Consider the following 2783-nt stretch of genomic DNA (forward strand, 5'->3'; position numbering starts at 1 on the left):
GCAATCGCCTGGTTCCTGGAGTGATGAATAACCCGCCCTGAGATCAAATGCTTTCTCTGTTATAAGCCGTTGATTGTTTGGGTATGAAAACACCGGAGACCCAACCATGAAAAAGATCCTTGTATCATTTGTTGCCATTATGGCTGTCGCTTCATCCGCCATGGCTGCAGAGACAATGAACATGCATGACCAGGTAAATAATGCCCAGGCACCCGCCCATCAGATGCAGTCAACCTCTGAAAAAAGCGCTGTTCAGGGAGACAGTATGACAATGATGGATATGAGCGGACACGATCAGGCTGCAATGTCCCATGAAATGATGCAAAACGGCAACGCTTCTGCCCACCAGGACATGGCGGAGATGCATAAAAAAATGATGAAAGGCAAACCAGGGGCCACCAACGAATCAGCAACGTCATTTTCAGAAATGAACGAGCATGAAAAAGCCGCTGTTGTGCACGAGAAGGCGAATAATGGTCAGTCTTCCGTTATTCATCAGCAGCAGGCTGAAAAGCATCGCAGCCAGATCACCCAGAATTAACCCGCAGCTCCACTTGTTAGACCCTCATTTGACGCCGAAGTCACTGGCTTACGCTCCCGTCCGGGAGCGTTTTTTTTATTCTTTCATTTATCATTGAGTCTTATGGGAATGGATTTAATCAGTTACTTAATCCCTGCCTCAGCAACAAGTCCCGGAAAGAGCAGCTTTATATTCCGGGTTTTTCTGCTCATAACCTCAACGGTGGCGCTTAGGATGTACTTTGTAAGTACCCAGAGTGTGTGTCATCAGTACCGGTGTTAATGCACCAGCCCATTCCAGCCATGTATACCCATGTAAATCCCAACAGCAGCAATCAGGGCGCTTGAAATATAGGGGGCTCTTCTGGCGATGGTATTGAAGCCACTCCAGCGTTTGGCGACCTGACGAACGCTGATCGCCGCACCCACTCCAACCGTTACGAGGGTCAATGCCAGGCCGATACTGAAACAAACAACCAGTGTGGCACCCAGCGTAAGCGCTTTAAGCTGAAGGCAGATCAACAATACAGTTATAGCTGCCGGGCAAGGGATAAGCCCTCCTGTCAGTCCAAATATCAGGATTTGCCCGTTGGTTACTTCTTTCCCGTCGAAGCGGCGTTTTATGTCATTGGCATGAGCCAGTTCGTGAGCGTCCTGATACTCTTTCGAATTCACATCCAGCCCATCAAGCTCAGAGTGGTCATGGTCATGGTCGTGTTCAGCGAACGCCACATCATAGTCATGGACATGACCACGATGTCCCAGAGACAGACGTACGTTGAAACTGTGAGGCTCAGGGATGGGAGATGTTGACTCCAGATAATCACCATGATCAACAAATTCAAAAGTCTGAGAGATCGTACTGTTTTCCCGAAGTGTGGTTAATGAGATATCTTCAGAAGCCCATCTTTGGCCACTAAGAGTGCGTAGCCGCCAGTGGGGAAGTTGTCCTTCTTCAAAAATGGACAGTTCAACTTTTCCATGGCCAGTATCGATCAACCTTGTTTCGTCATGGTGATGATGTTCATTCTCCTGCATTCCCTCCAGCCAGTTTTTCTCACCGCTCCAGGTTCGCCAGAACATCCAAAAAGCCGTACCAAGGATGATCACTGAAGAGACCATCTGTAGCCAGGGTTCGGCTGATTCTGCGGTAAATTTATTACTGATATACATCCCTCCAAAAGCAATCAGCCATACGACTGCAGTGTGCGACAATGTTGCCGCGACACCCAGCATCACGGCCTGACGTACGGTGCCTTTTATAGCAATGATGAATGCTGCCATCATTGTTTTGGAGTGCCCGGGCTCCAGTCCATGAAGCGCGCCAAGCAGAATGGCGCTGGGGATGAAAAACCATGCGTTGCCTTGCTGAAGAAGTGTCGTAAATTCGTTCATGAGAATCATTCTTGGTTATTAAGTGTAGGCCGGATTCTACTCCCCCCCAGTAAATTATACTACCCCCCAGTAAATTATACTCCCCCCCAGTAAATTATACTACCCCCCAGTAAATTATACTACCCCCCAGTAGAATAACGCTGGTATAGTTACATAAAATATCCAGGAGAGTGAGAGCCCACATGTCACATACCATCCGCGATAAACAAAAACTGAAAGCACGTACAAGCAAGATCCAGGGGCAGGTTGCTGCGCTGAAAAAAATGCTTGATGAACCTCACGAATGTGCCGCTGTACTGCAACAAATAGCCGCCATACGTGGTGCCGTGAATGGTTTATTGCGTGAAGTGATTAAAGGACATTTGACTGAACATATTGTTCATGAAAGTGAAGAACAGAAACGAGAAGAAGACCTGGACGTTGTGCTGAAGGTTCTGGATTCTTACATCAAGTGACAGTTTGGCTAAAAGCCCTGAGCATTAATTTATCTAAATAACACGTTATCAAGTGACGGTTTTGGGCTGTTTGTAGCGGCATAGTGAGTTTGTTTAATCAATGAGCTTTAAGATGCCCCCCTTCATGCAAGGCAACGCGTACATTTCTGGTACATCTACTTCCCTTACTTTGCTCAGGGCAACCCACATTGTTAAAGCCTCTACTCGCTGACCATCAAAATCACCCAACGTCAGATAATGGAAAAAAATTTTGGATGACATTTTGAAACGTGTCCTCTGCTGTGAACGTCGAGAGATGCTACGCGAGAAAGGAGATGACCTACTTAGTATCCTGTTAAGTAGGTCTATCTGAAGAAGTAGACAACTTTAAAGTCTTTTTCATGTTAAAGGAGACAACTTTAATGTCTGTGTACA

The 2783-nt window shown here is 46.7% G+C and carries 4 protein-coding genes; 2 read left to right on the forward strand and 2 right to left on the reverse strand.

Going from position 1 to position 2783, the window contains the following annotated elements; all coding sequences use genetic code 11:
- Positions 1–106: 106 nt before the first annotated feature.
- Positions 107–541, forward strand: coding sequence for a hypothetical protein (locus ACOT1A_RS24435; protein WP_000723070.1), 435 nt, complete (start codon positions 107–109; stop codon positions 539–541).
- A gap of 257 nt (positions 542–798) precedes the next feature.
- Here ACOT1A_RS24435 and ACOT1A_RS24440 read toward each other — a convergent pair whose 3' ends face one another.
- Positions 799–1914: a nickel/cobalt efflux protein RcnA gene (locus tag ACOT1A_RS24440; protein ID WP_001572377.1), complete on the reverse strand. Its 1116-nt coding sequence runs from the start codon at positions 1912–1914 to the stop codon at positions 799–801.
- A 182-nt stretch (positions 1915–2096) separates the two neighbouring features.
- Between ACOT1A_RS24440 and rcnR the strand changes: the two genes are divergently transcribed.
- A complete protein-coding gene (rcnR, locus tag ACOT1A_RS24445) occupies positions 2097–2369 on the forward strand; it encodes a Ni(II)/Co(II)-binding transcriptional repressor RcnR (RefSeq protein ID WP_000019951.1) in 273 nt (90 codons plus the stop codon).
- Between the two features lie 93 nt (positions 2370–2462).
- On the opposite strand, the gene ACOT1A_RS24450 is transcribed toward rcnR, so the two are convergent.
- Positions 2463–2630 carry a hypothetical protein gene (locus tag ACOT1A_RS24450; RefSeq protein ID WP_001572379.1) on the reverse strand — a complete coding sequence of 56 codons (168 nt, stop codon included), beginning with the start codon at positions 2628–2630 and terminating at the stop codon, positions 2463–2465.
- Positions 2631–2783: the final 153 nt, after the last annotated feature.

This window comes from Enterobacter cloacae complex sp. SYL003 (assembly GCF_049236925.1).
Lineage (GTDB): Bacteria > Pseudomonadota > Gammaproteobacteria > Enterobacterales > Enterobacteriaceae > Enterobacter > Enterobacter intestinihominis.